The following is a 24,968-nucleotide window of genomic DNA, read 5'->3' on the forward strand; positions in this document are numbered from 1 at the left end:
GCAGTACACCTTAGCTTATTGTTTTACCTCTACAATAGTTAGGTCTTGATACTTAACTAAATACACCGTATCATTATAATAACCACCAAACATTTTCTTTTTATAGGCAAACTTATTCTCAACATATTCTGTAACTGGTGCTTTAGTAACAGACATGAACAAATCTTCTGAAGATACTAAACGAAGTACCACATCCATTGTTAAATCAAAGCCCTTAACAGCTCTTTTATTAGGTGTTATATGATATTTTCTGGAATAGTTTTTAGCAAATGTATCACTTTCATCATAACTTTTAGATGTAGTGGCATAATGAAACTGAAGCTTAGATAAGTGCTCATTTGAAACCTCATCACCTTCAAATGCTTTATTAAAGTTAGTTGTAACTAAAATTATGTCTCTTTGCTCTATCTTTTCTTCTTCATTCTCCGCTTGAATTAAAGATGCCAAAACGCTTGTAACGTTAGATACAAACCCAGCGTCTTTTGTTTCTAAAAAAACGATGTTATTTCCAGGTTTTAAAAAATCTTCTATATCCTGTCTGCCTACAAAATATTTATCTACACCTTCTTTATCTTTTCTAGAAAACACTTGTTTAGCAGCAATAAATTCTTGTTTTAAACTATTAGATATAGCCATGTGTTTTGAATCTGAAATGATTATAATATTACTTAATAAGGAATCAGATTTAACATAGTTTATTACCCTACTCTTAATTAAATCTGTAGAAGCTCTTGACTGAAACACATTATCATACAATTTTAAATTAGTACCAATTGGGGATACTACAGGAACATGATATTTCCTTAATTCTGAAGCTGCCTTTTCAAATGTTTTAGATGTTAGCGGACCAATAACAGCATCAACATTTTCAAAATCATTATCCTTGATAATTTGTGACACCTCGCTTACTTGATTCTTGGTGTCATAAACATCAAGTTTAAGTGAAATGCCTAACTTTTTCAATGAATCAACGGCCATTAAAACACCAGAATGAAAATCTAAAGAAGCATCTAAATACGGGTCCCTTTTAATACTTCTTTTGGTACCAGAAATAGAATCAAAGTCTACTCTATTTAACCTAAAAGGAAGCATTAAAGCAATATGTTTAGTTGAATAATCTGAGATGCTATCAACTAAGCTAATTCTATTTTCTTCTTCACCAGAAAGTGCTTTATTAAAAGGAATTTTAAGAATCATACCTACCTTTAAACCACTTTCTGCCAAACCTGGATTTAAGGCTTCTAATTCTGCTTGTTCCAGCTCTAACTTAAGTTTTAAACGGTAAAACCCTTCTCTCGGCAAGACTTTATAATAACTAAATTTATCATCTACTTCTTTCTCTGCTTCATTTTCAATATTTGGTACAATGATTTCCTCCCCTTCTTTTAAAACTTCTCCCATGTCTGGGTTTAAAGCTTCTAATTCTGCAATAGTAATTCCAAATTTATAAGCTATGCGCCATTTGCCTTCTTTAGGCTGCACTATATATTTTTTATTGGCTTCTATCTGTTCTACAACCTCTGTAGTTTTAAATATGGGGATTTGTAACTTATCGCCTTTCCTTAGCGGATTTGCATATAAAAATTTGTTATGCTTTTTAATCTCGTCTTCTTCTACATTATACTTTTTAGCTAAACTATAAAGCGTTTCTTTTCTTTTTGTTTTATGAGTTCTAAAACCTTGAAGTTCTTTTACTATGGTTGTTTTTATTTCAACCTTAGACTTGGGAATTATTAATATGGTATTAGCCTTTAACCCCGTTTTTGCTTCTGGGTTTAGACTATAAATATCAAACGGTGTTACATAATAGCGCTTTGCAATCTCCTCTATAGTTTCGCCTTTTTTAACCTTATGCGTACTATAATTTTGAGCCTGCAATTGATTAAAACTAAAAAGACACAGAAAACAAAAAATGGAAAAGATTTTAGTCATAAACTTTATTATTTATTGCGTTAAGATTGGCAGCCCTTCAACTCCTCTCAAGGTAAACACATCTTATGTTACTTTTTGTTTAAGCACATAATGTGCCAAAAAATAAAAGATATAGTAAAACAGCCTGATAGTATTTTTAAACTCTCGCTAATATATACGATACTTTGTAATATTAAGATGACTTAAACATTATAAATAGTTTAAAAATATTTGGAACTGGCATATTCTTATTTTAATGTTATGACACCATGTTCATAGCAAAGTCACCAAACTATTCCCACTCAATAGTTGCAGGTGGCTTTGAACTAATGTCATAAACTACTCTATTAACGCCTTTTACCTTATTTATTATATCATTTGATGTTTTTTGAAGAAACTCATAAGGTAAATTTACCCAATCTGCAGTCATGCCGTCTGTACTTTCTACAGCTCTAAGCGCAACGCATTTTTCATAAGTACGCTCATCTCCCATAACACCAACACTATTCACAGGTAATAACATAGCACCCGCTTGCCAAACATCATTGTAAAGCCCCCACTCTTTTAACCCATTAATAAAAATAGCATCTACCTCTTGAAGAATACGAACTTTTTCCGCGGTTATATCTCCTAAAATACGAATTCCTAAACCTGGCCCAGGGAAAGGATGACGCCCTAATAGCTCTGGGTCAATACCCAAAGTAGCACCTACTCTACGTACCTCATCTTTGAAAATTGCGCGTAATGGCTCAACAATTTTAAGTTTCATAAAATCTGGTAAACCTCCAACGTTATGATGACTTTTTATAGTTGCTGAAGGTCCTCCGGTAGCTGATACACTTTCAATAACATCTGGATAAATAGTACCCTGAGCTAAAAATGTAACATCTTCTATTTTATGTGCTTCGTCATCAAATACTTCAATAAAAGCATTACCAATGGCTTTACGCTTTTTTTCTGGATCTTCAATACCCTTTAAGGCCTCTAGAAAACGTTCAGAAGCATCAACCCCTTTTACGTTAAGTCCCATACCTTCGTATTGATTTAAAACACTTTCGAATTCATTTTTTCTAAGCAATCCATTATTAACGAAAATACAGTATAAGTTTTTACCTATTGCTTTGTTTAATAACACAGCTGCAACTGTAGAATCTACACCTCCTGATAAGCCTAAAACTACTTTTTCATTACCTACCTTGTCCTGAATGGCAGCAACCGTTTCTTCAATAAAAGAATCTGGTGTCCAATCTTGGTCTAAACCTGCAATACTAACCAAAAAGTTCTCAAGAACCTGTTTACCATCTGTAGAATGATATACTTCTGGATGAAACTGTATTGCATAAGTTTCTTCACCATCAATTCTATATGCCGCATTTTCAACATCATGTGTGCTAGCAATTAAAACTCCATTTTTTGGTAATTTTTTAATGGTATCACTATGACTCATCCAAACTTGGCTACCCGTATGTACATGAGCAAAAAACGGCTCATTCCCTTTTATAAAGGATAAGTTAGCACGTCCATATTCACGTGTATTTGAAGGTGCCACTTCTCCACCTGAAAAATGCGCCAAATACTGAGCACCGTAACATACTGCCAATAATGGCTTTTTACCCCGAATCTCTGATAAATCTGGGTGTAAAGCATCTTCACCTCTAACAGAGTTTGGACTGCCTGAAAGTATAACAGCTTTATACTCTTTTAAACTATTTGGAATTTTATTAAATGGGTGTATTTCGGAATATATGTTGAGTTCCCTAACTCTACGTGCAATAAGTTGTGTGTACTGCGATCCGAAGTCTAAAATTAATACCTTGTCATGTTGCATGCGCAAAAGTAATAATTGATTTTATAATGAGGAATTTGGAGTGCTTCTTTTTCCATATTTTTTTAAACATTAATTTGTGAATAACTAAGCGCTTAAAATCAAATTCTAATTCTTCAACATGTATTTTGAATTACAGGAAATAAAAAAGTATTTTTATAAAACACCAACCGATCTTATTAATGAAGAATTTCATTTTAATCCTTTTAATAATTCCCCTTTCTAGTTTTACCCAAAACACTAAAGAAACTGATAGTTTACTTAAAACCTATAGCAGTTTAACAGACAATGCAGACAAGGTCAAAACACTAGACAAAATTTACTATTCGGTATTATATAACAACCCAAAATTGGCAAAACAATATGCTTTTAACATGTTGGAATTAGCTACAGAGTTAAAAGAAACTCGGGAAATAGGATATGCCAATTTTAATATTGGTACCAGTTTCAGGCAATTAGGACAAAAAGATTCTGCTACCTTTTACTGGGAAAAAGCTAAAACCATTTTTGAAAAAAATAATATTGTACACGGAGTTACTTTAGTAAATAGTGCATATGCCAGTTTAGCCCTTGAAAGCGGAAACCATGATCTGGCTTTGCAACTCACAAAAAAAAATATAAATCTAGGAGAGAATGACTCGACTAGCATTGGTTTGAGCTATAGTTTTATGGGGATAATCTATAGACAAAAAGGAGATTTCAAGTTAGCTCTAGAATATTGTTTTAAAGCATTAAACCTTTTAGATGACCCCGATCGTCAATTAGAAAAAGCAGATGTATTATCAGAAATCGCGCGTATTGAAGGAGATTTAGCTAATTATGATAATGCCATTAAATTTCTTAATGAAGCTTCAGCCATTTATAGAATCGAAAATGATAAAAATTTTTTAGCGCAAAGTCTCTCCAATATTGGAGGTTATTATAATGAATTAGAGGCTTTTAGTAAGGCAGAAAAAGTACTTACTCAAGCACTTGAACTAGCACGTGAAGTAACTAATCCTGTTATAGAGGGCTTTGCGCTTAAACAACTTGGAACAACATACATGGGCCTTAATCAGACTGAAAAGAGTCGTTTTTATTTGGAACGAGCTCTGAACATTGGAGAAAAGCATAATCGTGTTTTGGATGTCATTCAAGTATCATACCGAATAAGTCAAAATTATAATTACAACAGTAATACTGCAATGGCTTTAAAATATGCCAATAAGGCTATTCACCTTTCCGATTCTGTAAACACACCTTTAAACTTGTTGAATTCTCTTGAACTACGCTCACTTATTTATAAAAAACAAAATCAATTTCAATTAGCCTTAGAAGATCATGCACGATTCAAATTTTTACAAGATAGTTTATACGTCATTGAAAAATCCAAACAAATTGAGGAGTTAAAGACTATTTATGAAACCGAGAAAAAAGAATTGCAAATAGCACAACAGGAAACAGAAATATCACTTTTAGAACAAGAAGCCCAAATAAATAATTTACAGCGCATACTTTTGGGTGGTGGACTTGTTCTTTCTATTTTACTATTTGGTTTAGGGTATTATGCGCTACAACAAAAGATAAAACGCAACCGTTTGGAAAAAGAACGTGTAAAATCTGAACTGGATTTTAAAAAGAAAGAGCTCACCACACACGCATTACATTTGGCTAAAAAGAATGAGGTTTTAGAAAACCTAAAACAACAAGCTAAAGCATTTAAAGCTACTTCAAAAGAAGATAAAGGTTATCAAGAATTGATTAAAACTATCAATTTTGATCAGCATGACGACAAAAACTGGGAAAATTTCACCCAATATTTTGAACAAGTTCATAAAGATTTCAGCTCTAATGTGAAATCTAGATATCCTGAAGTAACCAAAAATGAACTACGTCTAATGGCACTTTTAAAAATGAACATGTCTTCAAAGGAAATCGCCACCATACTTAATATTTCTGCGGATGGTGTTAAAAAAGCTAGACAACGCCTTAGAAAAAAAATGAATTTAACCCCTCAAGATTCACTAGAATACATAGTTTTAGCTCTATAAGCTATTTTAAACAACTCTTCGAAGCCCTTTTAAACATTAGCTTTAAAAGGTGTACCCCCTTTGTACCCCCTAGAAATTTTTAGTGCTAAAACATCAAGTCTATGTTTGTATTGTCATTAAGTTGACAAACAAGTTTTGTGGAGTCTTGCACTGGTTCTGGCTGCAGACTAAACCAGAGGCAAGCAACTCCAAAAACGATTAATAATCCACAAAACCATAGATTATGAAAACCTTAAAATCACTTTATTTATTAATTTTTTTATTCACATTATTATTTACAACCTCTTGCGAAAGTACAGAACCATGTGAAGAAGATAATACAGGAACGGTAATAATTGAAAACACCAATTCTGATTACAGCCTACATTTTTATAAAAGTAACTCTGTTGTCCGTGGCAATGGCGATTTGGTTATAGAGCCTCAATCCAAAGGAAGCATTACACTACCCGCAGGAAGTTACTCCACATACTTAAAACTATTTACGGGTAGCTGTAATCCAGATACTGGTAGATGTCTGATATCCTGGGAATTAATAGATGATGATAAAGAAATAGAGCTTTCCAGTTGTGAAGATTTAAATTTAATCTACTAATCCAAACGCTATGAAACCACAAAACAATCTGTTGAAACTAATACTTTTTGGGCTTTTTATCCTTACGATTTCATGTAGTACAGAAGAATCATGTAGCGAACCCGGGATGGTAGCGATAAAAAATAATGATGACACATTCACCAGATTCTTTTTTTATCTGGAGAGTACATCCGAGATCTCAGAAATAAAGGATAATCAAAGACGTCCTCCCGATTTTAGCATAAAAAAAGGCGAATCGGAAAAATTGCTTTTAGAACCTGGAACTTACCTTATCTATTCATTCTATTTTGAAGGTGGGTGTACTAGGTGCTATACTAGACATGATGAGCATACAGCAGAAGTAACAGTAACTAATTGCGAAACGATTACTATTGAGTTTGACGATTTCTAGATTAGCTTAAAGCATAGTATCCAAATTATTAATCACAAAAAAATCCACAAAATGAAAACTATATTTGTAAAAACCACTTTAATACTTTTTGTAGCACTTATTTCTACATCTTGTATCTCTACAAAAAATTATGTAAACCGCATAAATACTTGGAAAGGACATGACGTGAATAATCTTATAAGTGCTTGGGGACCTCCAAGCAATGTTTACGAATTACCAAATGGCAGTAAAATGTATACCTATTTATATGTTAACAATTCATTGGTGAAAACAAGATATAATGAGTGGGCTGATGAAACCTATCAAACATCATCGCGATCTTATTGCCAAACATCTTTTACAGCTAATACAGATGGAATTATAGTTAGTACAGCAGTTAAGGGACCCTCTTGTTATTCTTTTAAATAGCTAGAAAGTTAGAATTGAAAACCCCCTTTTTAATGGCTTTAAATTTTTAATAAGTGTTGGTATAAGCAATTCACCATATTCTAAATAAAACTCAGAAAAGTTAGTGTTGCGCTCTTGTAAACTTCCATTTGGAAATAATTTATTTTGAAGTTCTGTCATTCTAGACACTTGGTCTGACAGGACTTTCTTTTGAGCCTTTAACAAACGTTTCTCCAAGTTTTCTAGACCTTTTATTTGTTTTAATTCTTGAGCTTTAACAGCTCCAACAAATGACTTATCGGTTAATTTAGCTAGCTCATATAATCCTTTAAATTGACCTTTTAAGTGCTCCTTTTGAGATTTAAAACTTAAATCGATATTAGAAATTTCCCTTACTTTTTTATTTATAAAAGAATGTCGTTTTAAAAAAATATCTTCATCGGAAATATTTAACTTCTGAAGTTTTACTGCTTGCTTTTCTGTTTTTATTAAAACTGAATTACGAAGTAAAAGCATAGGGAATGTAACATCTACACCTTTAAAATAAGATTTTAACTGCATCCAATACGCTAATTCACCACCACCACCAATATAACAGAGGTTTGGCAAAATAACTTCTTGGTAAAGCGGGCGCATAATTACATTAGGTGAAAACCGTTCTGGCACCTTTTGGAGGTGTTCCAGTAGGTCATTTTTGCTCCAAGAAATATCAGTGTTTAATACTTTAAAAACCTCTCCTTCATAAACAATGCGTTCCCTTAGATTTTTATCTAAATAAAACAGATTTATTTCTCTTGGGCTAACTTGAATTTGATAGTTCTTAGAAAGTGCTTTATTGGTCTCTGTAACCTTTTTAAATGATGTATTATTTAATAATTCGTCCCTAAGGTAAGGCACAAATAATTCCTTTAGTTCTGCATCATTGGCATCAACAATTACCAACCCATATTCCTTAAACAGTTCATTAGCCAAAAACCTGGTAGCATCAGCCAGATTATCATGCTCTAAATATGCTTCCTTAAAGAGCTTTTTTAAAGCCTCTGCATTGGTGCTTTGTCCAAATTCGTTATCAAGAACCTTCAAAACTTCATCTAAACCATTTGTTGACAATTCTCCAACTGCTCCACTAGTATCTCTATTCCACTGTACTTTTTTACCTTTAAAATTGAAATAATTTATTTCATCAAAATCATGGTCCTCTGTAGCCATCCAATATATAGGCACAAAATTGTAATCAGGATATGTTTCTTTTAATTCTGTTGAAAGATTGATTGTAGAAACAATTTTGTATAAGAAATATAATGGTCCAGTAAATAAATTTAATTGATGACCTGTGGTAATGGTAAATGTATTGGAATCTCTTAATGCCTTTATATTTTGAAGTGATAATTCTGAAGCTGCAATATTTTGGTACTGCTTATTTAAAACATTAGATAAAACTACTCTTGATTCAGAAGAAACTAAAGCTTGCTTCTCTTCAATTTGAGCTTTGAAATTTTCAATACTGGGAAATCTATTATAAAACGGTCTTAGCTCTTGTTTCTCAATTAAATAATTACAAATTAATGATGAGAAGTAACCAGTTTTTTCAAATGAAATAGTGTCTGATGACATATTAATTCAAAATTTGCATGTAAAGATACATTTATTACATTTCGAATTTCTAAAAAATAAGTTAAGAGTTTTTTTAGCATTAAGCCCACATTAACTTCTTCGGAAAAAAATCATTAGAAAAACATCATTTACTAAAAAACTGTTAAACCCTATTAAGTCACAAGATTTATACGCTTTTTTTTTGTAACTTATTAGATATTAATCCTATAAGTCATGAAAAGCAAATATCGTTTATACTATCTTTTGATAACAGTTTGTGTTTTTTTTATTAGCGAAACCAATTCTTTACTAGCACAGAACATATCCAATTATATAGAAATTAAAGGAACTGTTGTTGATCAAAGCACCAAAGACAAACTCGTTTTTTCAGATATAATAGTAAAAGGTACCAACATTAGCACGATTACAAATGTTGATGGAGAATTTCTACTAAAAATCCCTCAAAATCATTTAGAAGGTATTTTAGTCATTTCTCATTTGGGGTATGAGAAAAAGGAAATAGAAATTCCATCAATAAAAGGTAAAATTAAAATTAGTCTAGTACCAGCTATAACAACTCTAGATGCTATAAACCTTGTAACCACACCTTATACTGCCAAAGAATTAGTCATGGCAACTTTAAGAAAAAAAGGAGCTTTATATAACAACAATAGTACTTTAATGACCGCCTTCTATAGGGAAACCATTAAGAAAAGACGAAAAAATGCTTCGCTATCTGAGGCTGTTGTGAAAATTCATAAACAACCCTATAATAATTACAGAAAAGACAATATAGAATTAGTTAAAGCTAGAAAAAACACTAATTATAATCGATTAGATACACTTGCTTTAAAGTTACAAGGTGGCCCTTTTAGTAATTTATATACAGATATGGTTAAATATCCAGAATTCATATTTACTGAAGAAGACATTGATGATTATGACTTCAGTTACGGTGAAATTACTAATATAAATAAAAAACCTGTGTATGTTGTCAATTTTAAGCAGAGTTCATATATCAATTACCCTATGTATTATGGTAAGCTTTATATTGATGCTGAATCGTTAGCACTTACTAACGCGGTTTACAGCTTAAATGTTGAAAACAAAACACTCTCTAGTCAAATGTTTGTAAAAAAGAAACCAAGAAAGGTTGATGTTTACCCAACTATAGCTAACTACAGGGTAAATTACAGAGTACAAAATGGAAAATGGCACTATGCGTATAGCAATATATTGTTAAGTTTTAAGGTTAATTGGAAAGGTAAACTATTTAATAGTATTTACACACTAAACAGTGAAATGGCCATTACAGATTGGAAATTTAGCGACAGTAAATTGGCTAAACTTAAGAATAATATGTTGCGTCCTTCAACCATACTCACAGATCAAGTTTCTGGGTTTTCAGACCCTGAATTTTGGGGTGAATATAATATTATAGAACCTGAAAAATCTATAGAAAATGCCATTGCCAAAATTCAAAAACAATTGAAATAATATATACTTCATCAAGGTTAATTCTTATTCAAAAAAAAGCTTAGATACTCTGATAAAGTAATTTCAGCGTATTGCTTTTTTTATTAAAGCTTTTTTAAGGGATTCCAGAAATCCGTTAATAATTTACATTTCTTTTTTTATATGTTCAAATTTAGAACTACTAAAAAAAGTTAAGTAGCTAAATTCCATATATTGTCTTGTTTTTAAAGAAAACTAACTATTAATACTAACTAAACTAAATTAATTTATGGAAGGAGTAGCTACTGTTGCCCTAGAACAAACTGAACTTATTTCAGCGATAGATACTGTATGGGTATCTATTTGTGCTGCAATAATTTTTTTAATGGAAGGAGGGTTTGCCCTCTTGGAAGCAGGCTTTGTTAGAGCCAAAAATGCTATGAGTATCATAGCTAAAGTTATAATTGATATTACATTTGGGGGACTTGCATTTTATGCAGTAGGTTTCGGAATTGCTTATGGAGCATCTAATGGATGGTTCGCATTTGACACTGGAATTACCAATGGTGATTTAGGACTTGGTTTAACCGTATCAAATAAACTATTTTGGTTTATTCAATTAGGTTTTGCTATAGCTGCCATATCCATAGTTTCTGGTGCTGTTGCAGAAAGAATGAAGGTTTGGTCTTATGCATTATATGTTATTTTATTTTGCGCTATAATGTACCCATTAGCAGCCAATTGGGTTTGGAATCCTAATGGTTGGCTAGCTACTAGAGGATTTAATGACTTTGCAGGTTCCGCTGCTGTTCATGCCATGGGAGGATTTGCCGCTTTAGCTGCAGCCATAGTATTAGGGCCTAGAATTGGAAAATATGATCAAAATGGTAAACCTGTTGCAATTCCTGGGCATAACTTACCTCTAGCGGCTGTTGGAGGTTTTATTTTATGGTTTGGGTGGTTTGGATTTAACCCTGGTTCTACACTTGGAGCAGTAGGGAATTGGGAACTTATTGGATCTATTGCCACCAATACATTTTTAGCTTCGGCAGCTGGAGGTCTTTCAACTCTTATTTATACCTATTTAAAGTATGGCCAAATTGATATTACTATGACTATAAATGGAGTGTTAGCAGGTTTAGTTGCTATAACTGCAGGGTGCAACATTGTTGAACCTATTTCAGCCATTATTATTGGGTTGGTAGCTGGTATTCTTGTGGATGTAGCAGTAATTTATATTGATAAAATAAAAATAGATGATCCAGTAGGGGCTATTGCCGTACATGGTATAAATGGCCTTTTTGGAACAATAGCAGTTGGTTTATTTGCAATTGAGGAAGGCCTATTCTTTGGTGGTGGTTCAGATTTACTTATTACCCAAATTACTGGTGTTTTGGCAATTGGTATTTTTTCTTTTGTATTAACCTATATCATTATGACTATAATGAAAAAGACATTTGGAATTAGAGTCAATAAAATTGAAGAACGTGCTGGTATTGATGCGGTTTCTTTTGGAGTTGAATCTTATACCACTTTTGAATAATTTAATTAATACAAAGAATTTAAAAATTTATACATGAAAAAAGTAGAAGCAATAATAAGGCCATCAAAATTAAAGGCCGTCCAGCGTGGACTAAAAGAGGCTGACATCCCTTGTATAACAGTTATTCCGGTTAAAGGCACTGGTATGCAAAAAAGTTTTTCTGAACGCTATCGTGGGACCGAGCAATCTTTAATTTTACAAACTAGAGTAATGATAGTTTGTGTAATTAGCGATATTCATTTAGAGAAATGTATCAATGTTATAAAAGATAATGCATCTGAAAACCAAATTGGAGATGGTAAAATTTTTATTTATAATGTTGAAGACGCTATACGTTTAAGTACTGGAGCCCAAGGAAATGATGCTATTATATAAAATAGCTAAACCTAAAAAAAAGGAACGCTAACCAGCGTTCCTTTTTTAATATCAATAACATTTAACTTATTCAATTTTAAATTGATAAATCCCCGATTCTGATGTATTCCCTTCTGAATCTTTTGTAATTACCTTCCAATAATAAATGCTACCCGCATTTAAAGTAACATTCAACTCACTTACAGAAACATTTGGAGTATGTATAGCTGGTTCATTGCTCATTCCTAAATACACATCGTAACCTATAATATCATTATCTACATCAGATCCAGTCCAATTTAAGGTAACATTTGTAGTATTAAGGCTAGCTGCCATAGCTGGTGAATTGATTACTGCCGGAAAAGGTACATAGGTTTGCACACCTGGACCTGCATTAAAAAATTTCCAGGTATCGCTTGTTTCAGTTTTTGTACCATCAGTAGCTTCAACGTACCATGAATAAGGTGTAGCTCTTTTTAAAACAACCCCTATTTTATCTTCGGTAGATTGATCTTGAATTTCGTTTCCTGAAACTAGGTCTTTAATAAAAATCGTGTATCCTGTGGCAATTGAACTGGCTTCCCATTCAAAAACTACAGTGCTATGAGTTGGGGTAATATTTGTTCCTAGATTACATAACCCATTTTCATGCGGAAATTGCAAATTCACTTTTAAAGAAGAATTAGTTTCTAGCCCTTCTTCAGGGTTCTCTGGAGTTTCTCCAGAGTCTCCACCATCATCAGAAGACCCGCTACAACCTAAACATAAAAGAGCGAAACAAATTATATAAATTAATTTTTTCATTTTTTCACAATTTTAAAAGTGCTTAAGGATTGACTCGATTTAACAAATACAGTATAAAAGCCTGCTGATAAATTATTGGTTTCTATATATAAACTACTTCCCGGATCTTTTATAGTTTTGTGAAACACCAATTGTCCTAAATAGGAATACATACTTATTTCAATGTTTTTGTCTTTTAAATCATCTAAATGAATATTGATACTTTCTTTAAAAGGGTTTGGATGTATAACCATTTTATCTGAAACTAAAATGCTTTCTTCATAAACACCCTGACAGTCTTTATCTGTTGAAATTTTAATGTCATTTACACCATTTTCTAACTGAAGTGTTAATTCAGATTCATATGTTCTAAACTCTAATCCATTTAAGTTTATAATATAACTTGAACTGCCACTTAAATTAAAAGACACCTCCTTACTATTCTGTCTTTTATCTGTTATTACTTCCAAATTTTCTGGGTGACTAATAACAACATCAAAACAACTTTCATAATTAGGTAATTCATCTGAAGTTATACATAACTTGTAAGTTCCGGCAAGAAGGTTTAGAATATCAATTTCGTTCGTAAATGTATAATTTCTATCAAAATCATCACCTTTTAAATTGGCTTTGTATTCATAAAACTCTTTTGATGTGATGTTAATTTTGCCATCGTTATTATTTAAACAAGTTTCTCCAGTAATCAAAATTGTGAAATTATCTACTGGTAAACTAGCATATGGGCAACCAAATAAATCCACTGGTTCACCAAAGATTGTTCCTGGACATAAATCATCTTCGTTTGCAATTCCATCGTTATCGGCATCATCACAAATAGACTGGTAATTAGCTGTTGGGTCTTTATACCATTCATCATAAGTACCATCTATATTTGATATTACGGCCACCGGATCATCAACCAAAATACAGCTCAAATCTGGGTTACTTGTTGCGCTAAACTTTGTTAAAGTTTCATTAGCACCGTTCTGAAGATTTAAACTATCTTGAGTAAAACTGTTTGCCTGACAATACAGTATTATTAAATTTGGGTTTGACGTAACATTTAAAGCAGTTAGTTGGTTAGATGAGCAGTTTAATACTTTTAAATTTATAAGAGCACTTACATCTAATACTGCTAACATATTACCTTCAACGTTTATATCTTCTAAATTTAAATTTGAGTTTACATTAATTACTGACAAAGAATTATTAGATACGTTTAACTGTATGAGATTAGTATTTACCATAAAATCTAAATTTAACAGCTCATTATTTGAAGCAACTAAAGTTTGTAACAAAAGATTATTACTTAAATCTATTCCCGTTAAAACATTATTACTTATCACTAAATTTCTCAAATTCTCAAAATCTTCAATACCTGTTAAATCAGCAATTTCTTTACCACTAACATCTAAAAATGTTCTATTTTCAATATTTGCAGTTGGCACATAATCGTCTGAAGGTTGAACATCATAACCCAAGTCAATTAATGCTTGTTCAAAATTATCATCAGGTACATAGGTTTCTCCAAAATGGCAATCTATTGCATAAGCTGTTGTAGCATCTTTGAACCAAGTTACTCCAGCAGGTTCGGTACCGCTATCAGTTTGTATACAAGATAAATTAGGATTACTCTGAGCATTTAAGTTTGTAAGACTTGCATTTGCACCGTTTTGCAGATTTAAAATTTCCAGTAAATTAGAAGCACAACTTAAATTTGTAAGTGCTGTATTTGTAGTGACATCCAATTCTATAATAGCATTACCATCACAATTAAAACTTTGAAGTAGAGAAATTAAACTCGCATCTAATTCTGTAATTTGATTGTTGGAGATATTTAAACTGATAACATTGGGAGTTTCGGTAACATCTAAATCTATAAGCAAATTATTAGAACAATCGATTACAGTTAAATTTACAATATTACTGATATCCAATTCGCTTAATGTGTTATTTGAGCAATTCAAATTAAGTAAGGCCATAAAATCTTCAATACCTGTTAAATCTGAGATACCATTACCACTAACGTCCAACATGGTTAGCATTTCTATATTTGCAGTGGGTACATAATCGTCTAAAACGCCTGTATCATAACCTAAATCAATTAATGCTTGTTCAAAATTATCATCAGGCACATAGGTTTCTCCAAATTTGCAATCTAAACTATATACTGCAGTTGCATCCTTTGTCCAATTTGCCCCTATAATGTTCACATCATCTACTTGAATACAAGTAAGGTTTGGGTTACTAGTTGCCGAGAAATTTGATATATTATTATTTATTCCATTTTGAATATTTACAAAGTCTAATTGATTACCAGATACATTTATGGTAATGGTATCTGGACAAAAATCTAATGGGTTATTTGTATTTCGTGTTGGACAAGCCATCAGACCCATAGTTGATAAATCTAAACCACCTGTTACTTCATTTTCGCTACAGTTGAATGTTTTTAGCTGATTTAAATTAGCAGATAATTGTAAAGTAGCAATTGCATTATTACTAATGTTTAATTCGATTAAATTAGTATTGGTACTAGCATTTATATCTGTGAGTTCATTACTACTAACTGACACATATTTTATAGAAGTTAAACCATTTAATATAGTATTGAGTTGATTTATTTGATTGTTATTCAAAATTAAACTTTCTAGAACTGTAGATGCCAAATCATCTATTTCTGTTAATTGATTTTGAGATCCAGACAATGCAATTAAATTGATATTCGCAGATAAATTTACATCAGTCAACTCATTATCTGAAAAATCTAAAACTTCTATTGCTGCGTTGGCACTAATATCAAGTAAGCTTAGTGTATTATTTCTACAGTTCAAAGTAGTTAATGCTAAACACCTGCTCACTTGTAAAGTAGAAAGTTCATTGTTATTACAATTTAGGGTATTTAAAGTTGAATTATCAGCTGTATAGCTTACAAAATTTGAAATTAGATTATTATCACAATTTGCCTCAATTAGGCTATTATTATTACTTATATCCAAAGTAGTTAAACTATTGTTAGAACAATCTAGTTCTTCCAAATTAGGATTAATGGATATATCTAAATCTGCCAAATTATTATTTGCACAAAATAATTTTTTTAAGCTTGCTGTACCTGTGGTATTTAGCACACCATTTATGTTAGCAATATTGTTGGTTAAAAAATAATTTGAGCCACAGAATAGGCTCTCAAGATTAACCATACCACTTACGTCTAACTCATCTAAAAAATTACTACTACAGTCTAATTCAGTTAAAGATATAAATGCTTGGATACCCTCTAAACTTTCAATGTTTTCACCACTAACATTTAACGATTTAAGATATTCTATGTTTGCCGTTAATACCTGATTATCTAATGCGCCAGAATCAAAACCTAAATCAATTAAAGCTTGTTCAAAATTATCATCTGGAATTGGTGTATATCTATTCGCTTCACAATCAGCATTGTAATCGGCTATTGGATCAATAATCCAACCTCCTGGAATATTTCCTATTACAGCCGCATCAACATTTATACAAAATAGATTAGGGTTATTTGTGGCGTTAAATACAGTAGTATTTGTATTATTTCCATTTCTAATATCTACAAATTCTAATGCATTATTATTGCAGGTAATATTTGTTAATGCTAAGTTAGCTGTTAAATCTAATGTAACGATATTGTTATCAGAACAATCAAAAGTCATTAAAGCTGCAAAATCTTGAATACCAGTTAAGTCTGTAATATTATAACCATTTACATTAAGGTTCGTTTCTCCTACGATATTTCCTGTTGGCACATAATTATCAAGTGGCCCAACATCAAAACCAGCATCAATAATGGCTTGTTCAAAACCATTATCTGGCACATAGGTTCCACAATTCGTGTTTAAAGACGCTGATCCAATGGCCCAATTTACACCGGCAGGTATGGTATTAGCATCTGCCAAAATACAAGATAAGTCTGGGTTGCTCGTCGTATCAAAATTTGCAAGATTTCCGTTTTGTCCATTTTGGATATTCAAAGCTTGTAAGTCGTTAAAAGCACAATCGAAATCTGTCAGGTCAACATTAATACTTAAAACTAGAGATTGGATGCTGTTATTTGAACAGTTTAAATCTTCAATATCGATGTTACTGCTCACATCTAATTCCTCTAAATTATTATTTGAAACATTTAAAGTTAGTAATCCTACTAAATTGGTTACATCCAGATTTTTTAAATTATTTCCTGATGCATTAAGATTTGTTAAAGCTGTGAGTGTTGAAATATTTATATTTTCAATATTATTTACACTAAAATTTAAGATATCTAGAGCTACAAAATCTTCAATTCCTGTTAAATCATCAATATTTTCGTTTGATATATCTAGTGTTTGAATAGCATTGATATTTGAAGTCAATACTAAATTATCTAAAACATCATCTAAATTCCGATCGATTAAAGCTTGTTCAAAATTATCATCAGGAACATAAGTATATATGTCTGCACAGGTAGTTTCGGCATAATAAGTCCATTCGTCTTTTGTCCAACTTATATTTGGTGTAAATCCAGCATCTACTTGAATACAAAATAAATCTGGGTTACCTTCTGAAGTAAATGTTGTAATTAAATCATTAAAACCATTGGCAACTATTAAAGATGTTAACCGATTGTTAGATACATTTATTGAAGAAGTACCTTGACAAGTAGTAACAGGATCGGTTTGAGGGTCTGGACAGGTAACCGAATTAATAGCACTTAAATCTAGGTTAGTAATTAAGTTATTAGATGCATCTAATTGATTTAAATACGTATTTGAAGATATATTTAAAGCTGTTATTTGGTTTGATGCGCAGTAGAGGCTCACTAAATTTATATTAGCACTTATACTTAAATTATTAAGTCTATTGCTAGAAACGGATAAAGAAGTTAACTCTATATTTTGACTTATATCCAATGCTAAAATTCTATTATTAGAACATCTCAAATCATATAATGATTGATTATTAGAAACATCAAGCACAGAAATTTGATTATTTGAGCAATCTAATTCTTCTAAACTCATATTGGAACTTAAATCTAAGTTTGTTAGTAGATTAGAACCACATATCAAAGTTTTTAAATTAGAATTATTCGAAACATCCAGAGCTGTTAAATTATTGCCAATACACAATAAAGTTTCTAAACTATTAAAGTCTCCAATTCCTGTTAAGTCATCAATAGAAATATTGTTTACAACAAGTGACTTAATATTACTTATACGCTCTGTAAAAACAGTTCCGTTATTAGCAATACCATCGCCCATGCTATTATCATCTCCAACCACAACCAAACCACCATTTGCATCGTGCGTTTCTAGATAATCTTCAAAATTAGCATCTGGTATAGCCGTTGTTTGAGCCGCTAATGAAGAAGCTAACAATAGTGAGAAAAAAAATAAAACTAGAAAGTTAATTCTCATGACGGTAGTTGTTCGATAAATTCCAGATAAATTTTAATGTCCAGATTCTTCGTTAAGTTCTTTATGGAAATGAACTTGTGTTTTAAACGCTTCTTTTATTTGAGCAACAAATTGTTGTTTAAATTCAGGGTTTTCCTTAATCTTCTTCATGATAAAATTCTCAGTTTTGGTTGCTCCCACTTCCTTCATGGTCTTTTCTGCCAGTTTCAATGCCTCATCAATATCACTATCAGTTAATTCATAGTAAACAAATCCTTCTTTTAACTCATACTTACGACCAAAATCATCAATATTTCCAATAGAATTTTCATCATGTTTAGCAACATGATCATCATGACTTGTAACTTTCTCTCCATTTTCTAAAGCTTCTAATCTCTCAATTGTTTTTGTCAACAAATCATCAAGATCTTTCAATTGTTTTTGTTGCTCTAAAACCTGTTTTTCTAATTTTTCAACAATAGGGCTATTATCATTATTATTAATACCAACCGCTGTATTTATAAGATTGAAACCAAATTCATTTTCTGAAGCTTCCCAAGCTACACCGACAATATTTTTAATATCCTTTGCAGTTAAATCTTCGGGAGCAATAGCAATACCTGTTCCATTATTACTTCCACTAGGAACTATATAATCTCCAATATTTACCTTTCCAATGACTTTTACCGGTACTTGCCCCATAAATGCTACTTTTTCAAAAAATTGTTCCTGCCCTTCCTGTGGTAAAGCTCCTAAAACAGCTGGCTTAAATGAAATGACCATCATACGTTGAGCTCCCTCAGTATTCTTTGAAATTTTGCCTCCATGTAATCCAACAATATCACCATAACTCATTTTCTCATTGATATGTAATCTTAATAAATATTCAGCATAGTCTCCTGCACCTGATGCATAGGAAACTCCCCGATATCTATTTTTATTATCATAAAACGTATTTAACATATAAGCTGCAAAAAGTTCATTGATTACAGCTGCAGCAACTTTTAGACCTTGAAGTACTAAAGAAGAAGATGCTCCAATAATCAAAGAAGGAACAGGAGCAGTGAAACACCCACCTATACCAGCACAAAATGTACTACTGGTAGATGCTGCTGTTACATTTATAGTAGACTTGGAAAGGTCTGTTAATTCCCAAATTAAGTCTAGACCACCGTCAATAACATCATAATACACACTTAATTGTTCTAGGTTATAATCAGCATTATTACCAAACTCATCAGGATCTGTTTCTCCTTCAATACGTCCCCAAAGCATAGGTGTATCTGGGTCAGGCAGTACAACTCCTGACAATGTATTGGCTCCACTTTCTGGTGGTTTGCTAAACCCATCAAAAATACCAGTATCATCCAAACCAACAATATCAAAAATATCTCTTATTACGGAATTTAGGGCTGTAGGAGGATACGGTGTTATGTGGGTATTAGGCGTGCGATCCCAAAAAGAAACAAAATTATTCCTGTTTTTAACTCCAATGGTATCAATTAAAATTGCGATACCTTGTTCCCCTCCTTCTACTAATAATGGATAGCTATTGAGACTTAAATCTGTTCCTCTCAAGGTAGAACTTATTTTTACTTGGTTATTTTCTGCTATAACCTCAACAGCGTTCTTTAAAACTGTGCTTTCATTTACAGTTAAAGTTTGAGATTCTAAAGCTCCAAAACTAGATTTTCCTTTAACTACTAGCTTTCCATTAAGTATTGTTGGTGCATCTGTATCAAAATCTGGTGGTCCCATTAACGAATCTCCAACTATTAAAGCTCCTGATAATTTAGTAATGCTTTTGTTATTAACATTTAAACCGTTATTTAAATTAGCCAAACTATCTACCTCTAGTCTTCCTGTAAGATTTGTGGTATTACCATCGGTTACATTAAGTGTACTATTTAAATTAGTAGTACCTTTAACTTGTAGTTCTCCATTTAAAAAAGTATTATCATCTACTTCTAATGTACCTGTTGCAGTAATATTTCTATGATAAGCATAAGGCACAAATGTTAGTATTTCTCTACTCATATCAACATAATCACTTCCACCATTAAAATCAATTTCTACTTTTAAATCTTTTGGTGTACCATCCCAACTAATTTTTTCAAAATCATCATGATTTACAGAACCAATAATTAGGTTAATTCGTCCAAACTCGTCTGTAGTAGTTGTTTGAATTTCTTGAAACTCAACTAAATTACCAGACTCAAAAATTGTAAATCGAATTGCTACTGTAGTACTAGGTAAATAATTACCTTCAGAATCTACTCCTGGTAATTCTAAATCATCTGGACCAATAATAACTGCTTGATACGTAATACCGTCGGTTTGGGCAAAAGTTACCATTGATATTAAAAGGAAAAATCCTAGAGTAAGTAATTTCTTTTTCATGGGTTAGTGTTTTATTTTCGTTTTCTCTTTTTAATCTATTTCTTAATAAGTTTAGCATTGAATAGTTTACTTCCTGATGAAACCTTTAAAAAATATGTTCCACTAGAAATTTTACTTAAATTTAATTGAATCAATGGTGAGATATTGTATTCCTTTTCATGCACCTGTCGGCCATTTATGTCAAAAACTGTAACAAAAATGTTGTTTGAAATTTTTTCTTTAAAAGCTACCGATACGGATTCTTTAAAAGGGTTTGGATATACCTCAGCATTTAAATTTCCACTAACTTCTTTTTCAATACTAATCTTATAGGCATCTTGTTGATATCCTTGTTTTAAATAATAACCCTTATTAAAATAAGTTCCTACAACACTTGCCTGACCTACACTCTGACTTACCATATATTTCCCTTTTCTTGTATTTATAGTTACAGAAGAACCACCAGACCCTACATTTGATCTAATAATTCTATATGCACTAGATGTTTCCTGATCCTGCCCAAAAACAAAAGCAGTAAAAAACATTAGAAAAAACACAGTTATTGTTATTTTCATTTTATTTCTTAATTAATTCAAGTTCTTGAAACATTATTAAAAATACCTTTAAAATTCAGCCAGTAACTACATTTATATAAAATGTCCATAGTTTGTCTATTTATAAATTGTAGTTCGTCGAGGTTTCGTTAAAAATCACAAAAACAGTTAGGTAGGTTTATAATAAAGCCTATCCCAAATTGATGTGCATTTAACTTTAATTGCTCTTCACTCTTTCCACTACTTATCAGAACAGATTTACCCAACTTATAATTGGCATAAATTGCCGTACTGTTAGAAATGGGGTATTGCACTCCAAAACTTCCTCTTAAAAACAAAATGGTGTTATTAAACTCTTCTTCACCAACTAGGTTGTATACATCATTATTTATAGTTTGATTACCTCTTATGATAAATTCTGAAGCTAGAGATCCTTTAAAGAAAAAAGATAAATCCCTAGATTGAAACAAACGTATACCCAAACCAGCTTGCAAACCAAGGTAGCTGACATCCCAGGCAAAATAATTATCTACACTACTTTCACTACCAATTGCTCCATAATTATTATATGATGCCCCAATAGATAAAAACATAGTTTTAGACGGATTAACACTCTGCCTATACCCCATACCAATATATGACTTAGAATGGGACAACAAATTGTTTAATCTATTGCCATTAGAATTTCTATAATCGAAAGAAGAAACTGTAGCACCATATTCCATATATAGTTGTTGAGCAAAACCAGAAATAGTTGTTAAAAAAATAAAACATACTAGAACTTTTAATCTCATATATGGTTCGTTTTGGAGGTTATATTAAAATTGGAAGACAGTATGTTTAAGATTGTAAATCTTCTACTATAACTATAATATTTAATTGGAACAAAAAAGGTGTCAAATTGTTTAAATACTCTTGGAATTATAGTCATAAATAATGTGACTATAGAAGCGTAATGTTTTTGCATAATACTTGGTTAGGTATGAGCGAAGTTAATATGTACTTACATACAAACCAAATAATAATTAGCTTGTCCACAGTTTGTCCATGAAATTAAACTGCTTAATTGTGAAAATTTTACTTGCAATTTTTATGCGCAAAAATATTGGTATTAGCGACCTAGTAGGAACTTGAGCAAATAATTAAAATAAAGCCGTTTGTCCATCAGAAGTACCACCATCATCCTCATTAGAATTGTCTGCAGACAATTCGGTTTCATCAACAACCTCTAAGTCATCGGCATGAACTTCTTCCGGTGCTTCATACGGAAGTGGATCTAGTAAATTTACTTGATTTACCTTATCCTTGGTTAATTGATTACCTAATGCACTAATTCCTTTTACTGAAATGAAATCCTCTAAGTTTACCTCTAGGTTTTCTTTTCGGTCTTTACCTCTTTCTTTAGCAAAAACAACTTCTGCAATAGGCCTCCAATCTGTTGAAACAATTTCTAATTGCGAGTTTTCATCCTCAGAAATAAAACTTTCGGTCCTATTTTCGTTTTCTATTAAAAAGCGCTTCACATAATATATTTCTTTGCCTCCATGATAATAGATTGCTGAAATAGGTTTTTTTGGCACCCACTTTTCCATAACAATCATATCTTTATCAAAATGCATAGTAACCTCTGGTGTTACCGTTTTAACCTCTCCTTTTTGGTTAATCATTAAGAGTTTATCTTCACCTCTAAATTCACCTATTAGTTCACCTCTACCGTCAACATTTAAACGTTGAACTACCTCATCAAACCAAATCTTACGTGGCTTTAAGGTTGAAACACCTTTCTCTTTTAATTCAATGCGTTTAACCGAATATTTAGTTACAACATTTCCCTTGGAGGCTCTACCTTTTATTAATATATCAGCAAAATTAATATCCCACTTAAGCTTTTTAATACTTCCTACTTGTCTTAGGTTAATGGTTATAATTTCTGCTTCTCCGTTGGGGTTAGCCGTAAAATACAATACTTTAGAAGCTTTATTTCCGTTGGTTAAATCGTATTCTCTATCTCTGGTAATTGAAGTAACAGCAAATCTTTTGATATAAGATGGCCCTTTGGCTCCATCTTTATAAATCATATTATAAATAGTGCGTTTATCTTTCTTTTTGAAAACAGCAACATGAATAATGTCTTTACCAACAAACGTCTTAGAATCTACTTTGGTGATCATCATTTTACCCGCTCTAGTAAATACAATAATATCGTCAATATCACTACAATCACCAACATACTCGTCCCTTCTAAGAGAGGTTCCTATGAACCCTTCTTCTCTATTCACATAAAGTTTCGTATTTCTAATGACTACCTTTGTGGCATCTACATCATCAAAAGTGGCTATTTCAGTTTTACGCTCTCTACCCTCACCATATTCTTTTTTAAGTCTTGAAAAGTAGGCAATGGTATATTCAATTAAATTATCTAAATGATGTTTTACTTCTGCTATTTGATCTTCTAATGCGTCAATTTTCTGTTGTGCCTTATCTATATCAAACTTTGAGATTCTTTTAATTCTAATTTCTGTTAAACGAGTAATATCATCTTCTGTTATCTGGCGTTTTAAATGTTTTATGTGAGGCTGGAGCCCTTTATCAATTGCACTAATAACACCTTCCCAAGTTTCCTCTTCTTCTATATCTCGGTAGATTCTATTCTCAATAAAAATACGTTCTAACGAAGCAAAATGCCATTGTTCTTCTAATTCTCCTAATTTAATTTCTAGTTCTTGCTTTAATAGTTGAACCGTATTATCAGTAGAACGACGTAACATTTCGGAAACTCCAATAAACAAAGGTTTATTATCTTCAATAACACAGCCTAAAGGTGATATTGACGATTCACAACTTGTAAAGGCATATAGAGCATCTATTGTTTTATCTGGAGACAAGCCTGATGGTAAATGAATTAGAATCTCTACCTCAGCCGCCGTATTATCTTCAATCTTTTTAATTTTGATTTTCCCTTTATCATTTGCCTTTAAAATGGAGTCAATTAAAGACGATGTTGTGGTTGCAAACGGAATTTCTGTAATTGCTAAGGTATTTTTATTAATCTGAGATATTCTAGCTCGAACCCTTACTTTACCTCCTCGGTTTCCATCGTTATAATTAGAAAAATCAGCAATTCCAGCAGTTGGAAAATCAGGTACTATGGTAAAACGCTTACCTTTTAAATGCTTTATTGACGCATCAATAAGTTCTATAAAGTTGTGAGGTAATATTTTTGTTGAAAGTCCTACTGCAATACCTTCACCACCTTGAGCTAATAACAAAGGAAACATTACAGGGAGGTTTACCGGCTCTTTTCTTCTTCCATCATAACTGGCTTGCCACTCCGTAATTTTTGGATTAAAAACAACATCTAACCCAAATTTAGAAATACGTGCCTCAATGTAACGAGATGCTGCCGCTCTATCTCCTGTTAAAATATTTCCCCAGTTCCCTTGGGTATCAATAAGCAAATCTTTCTGACCAATTTGAACCATAGCATCTGCTATACTTGCATCACCATGTGGGTGATATTGCATGGTATGCCCAACAATATTTGCTACTTTGTTATAACGCCCATCATCAAGGTCTTTCATAGAATGCATGATACGACGTTGCACTGGCTTAAAACCATCTTCAATAGCTGGTACCGCACGTTCTAATATAACATAAGAAGCATAATCTAAAAACCAGTCTTTATACATTCCCGTAACACGGGTAATGGTTTCTTGGGGCTCTTCGTTTTGTTCGTTTGATAAATCGTCGTTTTCTTCTTCAATCATAT

The 24,968-nt window shown here is 31.9% G+C and carries 16 protein-coding genes; 7 read left to right on the forward strand and 9 right to left on the reverse strand.

The window, feature by feature from the left end:
- Positions 1-15: 15 nt before the first annotated feature.
- Complete coding sequence (locus N1F78_RS15490) at positions 16-1,932, reverse strand: LysM peptidoglycan-binding domain-containing protein (protein WP_406684079.1); 1,917 nt, start codon at positions 1,930-1,932, stop codon at positions 16-18.
- 271 nt (positions 1,933-2,203) lie between these two features.
- Positions 2,204-3,739 (reverse strand): glutamine-hydrolyzing GMP synthase, encoded by a 1,536-nt coding sequence (guaA, locus tag N1F78_RS15495; protein WP_406684080.1) that lies wholly within the window; start codon positions 3,737-3,739, stop codon positions 2,204-2,206.
- A gap of 179 nt (positions 3,740-3,918) precedes the next feature.
- Between guaA and N1F78_RS15500 the strand changes: the two genes are divergently transcribed.
- The 4 genes from N1F78_RS15500 to N1F78_RS15515 all read left to right on the forward strand — a co-directional run bounded on the left by N1F78_RS15500 (position 3,919) and on the right by N1F78_RS15515 (position 7,157).
- Positions 3,919-5,766, forward strand: coding sequence for a tetratricopeptide repeat protein (locus tag N1F78_RS15500; RefSeq protein WP_406684081.1), 1,848 nt, complete (start codon positions 3,919-3,921; stop codon positions 5,764-5,766).
- A gap of 223 nt (positions 5,767-5,989) precedes the next feature.
- A complete protein-coding gene (locus N1F78_RS15505) occupies positions 5,990-6,358 on the forward strand; it encodes a hypothetical protein (protein WP_406684082.1) in 369 nt (122 codons plus the stop codon).
- A 10-nt stretch (positions 6,359-6,368) separates the two neighbouring features.
- A complete protein-coding gene (locus N1F78_RS15510) occupies positions 6,369-6,749 on the forward strand; it encodes a hypothetical protein (protein WP_406684083.1) in 381 nt (126 codons plus the stop codon).
- A gap of 51 nt (positions 6,750-6,800) precedes the next feature.
- Positions 6,801-7,157, forward strand: coding sequence for a hypothetical protein (locus N1F78_RS15515; RefSeq protein WP_406684084.1), 357 nt, complete (start codon positions 6,801-6,803; stop codon positions 7,155-7,157).
- Here N1F78_RS15515 and bshC read toward each other — a convergent pair whose 3' ends face one another.
- Positions 7,158-8,750, reverse strand: a complete 1,593-nt coding sequence (gene bshC, locus N1F78_RS15520) for a bacillithiol biosynthesis cysteine-adding enzyme BshC (protein WP_406684085.1) — start codon at positions 8,748-8,750, stop codon at positions 7,158-7,160.
- A gap of 213 nt (positions 8,751-8,963) precedes the next feature.
- Between bshC and N1F78_RS15525 the strand changes: the two genes are divergently transcribed.
- The 3 genes from N1F78_RS15525 to N1F78_RS15535 all read left to right on the forward strand — a co-directional run bounded on the left by N1F78_RS15525 (position 8,964) and on the right by N1F78_RS15535 (position 12,102).
- A complete protein-coding gene (locus tag N1F78_RS15525; RefSeq protein ID WP_406684086.1) occupies positions 8,964-10,226 on the forward strand; it encodes a carboxypeptidase-like regulatory domain-containing protein in 1,263 nt (420 codons plus the stop codon).
- Positions 10,227-10,473: 247 nt separating this feature from the next.
- Positions 10,474-11,727, forward strand: a complete 1,254-nt coding sequence (locus N1F78_RS15530) for an ammonium transporter (protein ID WP_406684087.1) — start codon at positions 10,474-10,476, stop codon at positions 11,725-11,727.
- A 33-nt stretch (positions 11,728-11,760) separates the two neighbouring features.
- A complete protein-coding gene (locus N1F78_RS15535) occupies positions 11,761-12,102 on the forward strand; it encodes a P-II family nitrogen regulator (protein ID WP_406684088.1) in 342 nt (113 codons plus the stop codon).
- Between the two features lie 66 nt (positions 12,103-12,168).
- On the opposite strand, the gene N1F78_RS15540 is transcribed toward N1F78_RS15535, so the two are convergent.
- The 6 genes from N1F78_RS15540 to N1F78_RS15565 all read right to left on the reverse strand — a co-directional run bounded on the left by N1F78_RS15540 (position 12,169) and on the right by N1F78_RS15565 (position 24,966).
- Positions 12,169-12,885, reverse strand: a complete 717-nt coding sequence (locus N1F78_RS15540) for a hypothetical protein (RefSeq protein WP_406684089.1) — start codon at positions 12,883-12,885, stop codon at positions 12,169-12,171.
- Positions 12,882-18,287, reverse strand: coding sequence for a T9SS type A sorting domain-containing protein (locus N1F78_RS15545; protein WP_406684090.1), 5,406 nt, complete (start codon positions 18,285-18,287; stop codon positions 12,882-12,884). The genes N1F78_RS15540 and N1F78_RS15545 overlap by 4 nt, the downstream gene beginning before the upstream one ends.
- Positions 18,288-18,320: 33 nt before the next feature.
- Complete coding sequence (locus N1F78_RS15550) at positions 18,321-20,666, reverse strand: hypothetical protein (RefSeq protein WP_406684091.1); 2,346 nt, start codon at positions 20,664-20,666, stop codon at positions 18,321-18,323.
- 35 nt (positions 20,667-20,701) lie between these two features.
- A complete protein-coding gene (locus N1F78_RS15555; protein ID WP_406684092.1) occupies positions 20,702-21,220 on the reverse strand; it encodes a T9SS type A sorting domain-containing protein in 519 nt (172 codons plus the stop codon).
- A 128-nt stretch (positions 21,221-21,348) separates the two neighbouring features.
- Positions 21,349-21,993, reverse strand: coding sequence for a hypothetical protein (locus N1F78_RS15560; protein ID WP_406684093.1), 645 nt, complete (start codon positions 21,991-21,993; stop codon positions 21,349-21,351).
- A 348-nt stretch (positions 21,994-22,341) separates the two neighbouring features.
- Positions 22,342-24,966 carry a DNA gyrase/topoisomerase IV subunit A gene (locus N1F78_RS15565; RefSeq protein ID WP_406684094.1) on the reverse strand — a complete coding sequence of 875 codons (2,625 nt, stop codon included), beginning with the start codon at positions 24,964-24,966 and terminating at the stop codon, positions 22,342-22,344.
- Positions 24,967-24,968 lie beyond the last annotated feature (2 nt).

Origin of the sequence: Seonamhaeicola sp. MEBiC01930, assembly GCF_045277075.1 — a bacterium.
GTDB lineage: Bacteria > Bacteroidota > Bacteroidia > Flavobacteriales > Flavobacteriaceae > Seonamhaeicola.

Coding starts and splice junctions, on each gene's coding strand:
- N1F78_RS15490 (WP_406684079.1), bottom strand. CDS start 1,932: ATGACTAAAATCTTTTCCATTTTTTGTTTTCTGTGTCTTTTTAGTTTT.
- guaA (WP_406684080.1), bottom strand. CDS start 3,739: ATGCAACATGACAAGGTATTAATTTTAGACTTCGGATCGCAGTACACA.
- N1F78_RS15500 (WP_406684081.1), top strand. CDS start 3,919: ATGAAGAATTTCATTTTAATCCTTTTAATAATTCCCCTTTCTAGTTTT.
- N1F78_RS15505 (WP_406684082.1), top strand. CDS start 5,990: ATGAAAACCTTAAAATCACTTTATTTATTAATTTTTTTATTCACATTA.
- N1F78_RS15510 (WP_406684083.1), top strand. CDS start 6,369: ATGAAACCACAAAACAATCTGTTGAAACTAATACTTTTTGGGCTTTTT.
- N1F78_RS15515 (WP_406684084.1), top strand. CDS start 6,801: ATGAAAACTATATTTGTAAAAACCACTTTAATACTTTTTGTAGCACTT.
- bshC (WP_406684085.1), bottom strand. CDS start 8,750: ATGTCATCAGACACTATTTCATTTGAAAAAACTGGTTACTTCTCATCA.
- N1F78_RS15525 (WP_406684086.1), top strand. CDS start 8,964: ATGAAAAGCAAATATCGTTTATACTATCTTTTGATAACAGTTTGTGTT.
- N1F78_RS15530 (WP_406684087.1), top strand. CDS start 10,474: ATGGAAGGAGTAGCTACTGTTGCCCTAGAACAAACTGAACTTATTTCA.
- N1F78_RS15535 (WP_406684088.1), top strand. CDS start 11,761: ATGAAAAAAGTAGAAGCAATAATAAGGCCATCAAAATTAAAGGCCGTC.
- N1F78_RS15540 (WP_406684089.1), bottom strand. CDS start 12,885: ATGAAAAAATTAATTTATATAATTTGTTTCGCTCTTTTATGTTTAGGT.
- N1F78_RS15545 (WP_406684090.1), bottom strand. CDS start 18,287: ATGAGAATTAACTTTCTAGTTTTATTTTTTTTCTCACTATTGTTAGCT.
- N1F78_RS15550 (WP_406684091.1), bottom strand. CDS start 20,666: ATGAAAAAGAAATTACTTACTCTAGGATTTTTCCTTTTAATATCAATG.
- N1F78_RS15555 (WP_406684092.1), bottom strand. CDS start 21,220: ATGAAAATAACAATAACTGTGTTTTTTCTAATGTTTTTTACTGCTTTT.
- N1F78_RS15560 (WP_406684093.1), bottom strand. CDS start 21,993: ATGAGATTAAAAGTTCTAGTATGTTTTATTTTTTTAACAACTATTTCT.
- N1F78_RS15565 (WP_406684094.1), bottom strand. CDS start 24,966: ATGATTGAAGAAGAAAACGACGATTTATCAAACGAACAAAACGAAGAG.